Annotated in this window: 1 protein-coding gene and 1 pseudogene; one reads left to right on the forward strand and one right to left on the reverse strand. The window is 68.9% G+C overall.

The window, feature by feature from the left end:
• A pseudogene (locus LPZ50_RS24945) lies at window positions 1-204 on the reverse strand (biotin--[acetyl-CoA-carboxylase] ligase); the annotation flags it as partial.
• A gap of 88 nt (window positions 205-292) precedes the next feature.
• On the opposite strand from LPZ50_RS24945, the gene LPZ50_RS24950 reads away from it, so the two are divergent.
• On the forward strand, window positions 293-946 hold the full coding sequence (locus LPZ50_RS24950) for an alpha/beta hydrolase (RefSeq protein ID WP_230665510.1): 654 nt from the start codon (window positions 293-295) through the stop codon (window positions 944-946).
• The last annotated feature ends 270 nt before the right edge of the window (window positions 947-1,216 follow it).

Below are 1,216 nucleotides of genomic sequence, written 5' to 3' on the forward strand. Positions count from 1 at the left end.
GGCGCGGCCGCGGCCGGTTTGCTGCAGGTGCGTGCCCAGCAGCCACGACCCCGAGCCCGAGCGCGCGCGCGCCAGCAGGTCGGCGTTGGTGGACCCGGTGGCGGCGGTCCAGGCTACGTCCTGGAAATCTTCCAGGCGCGCGGACAACTCGCGTGCCAGCGCCTCGGGCGCGGGCAGGTCGGTGTGGCGGGCATCGGTAAGCATGGCGGCGATTGTAGGCCACCGCGCCGCGGCGGGCCACGGCCGGGGTTGTTAACATGCAGGCTGCTTTTTTCATTTTTGCCATACGCCCATGCCCGCACGTACCGAAACCGAGGTTTTTACCGGCAAAGCCGGCGCCATCGATTGCGCCATCGACTGGCCGGCCGATTCGCCGCGCGGCTGGGCGCTGGTGCTGCATCCGCATTCGCTGCAGGGCGGCGCGCGCGACAACAAAGTGGTGACGACGATTTCGCGCGCCTGCGTGCAGCATGGGCTGGTGGCGGTGCGCCCGGATTTCCGCGGGGTGGGCAAGTCCGAAGGCGAGTTCGACAAGGCGCGCGGCGAAACCCAGGACATGCTGGCCCTGGTGCCCCAAGTGCGCGAGCGCTTTGCCGACCTGGCCGCCATGCCCTGGGTGCTGGCCGGGTTTTCGTTCGGCACGGCCGTGGCGGCCCAGACCTATGCCGGCCTGGCCCGGGCCGGCGATGCGGCGCTGCCGTCGGCGCTGATGCTGATGGGCGCCGCGGTGCAGCGATTCCAGGAAAGCGAAACCGAGGTGCCGGCCGACACGCTGATGGTGCATGGCGAGCAGGACGACGTCGTGCCCTTGTCCGAGACCCTGGACTGGGCGCGCCCGCGCGACATTCCCGTGGTGGTGGTGCCGGGCGCCTCGCATTTTTTCCACGGCAAGCTGCTGGTGCTGCGTGCCCTGGTGCAGGCGCGCCTGAAAGTGGCGCTGGATTGAAACCCGGCCAAGTTGCATCAGGTTACCCGCCGATCGTGGCGCGGAACGTTGCGGCGCCGGCGCGGTCCTATCCGCTGCCTATAATGATGCAGCTTTTTGCCCGGGTGGGCCCTTTGTTCGTGGATTCTTCTTGCCGATGAAAAATAACCGTTCCCTTCCGTCTCCTGCGTTCCCGCGTCGCGTGCTGGTCGGCGCCGTGCTGTCTGCCATGATGGCGGCATCCGTGCCGGCCTGGGCGCAACAGCAGCCTGCCGCGCCAGCGGCCGCCTC

Source organism: Bordetella petrii (assembly GCF_020991325.1).
GTDB classification, from domain to species: Bacteria; Pseudomonadota; Gammaproteobacteria; order Burkholderiales; family Burkholderiaceae_B; genus Bordetella_A; species Bordetella_A petrii_E.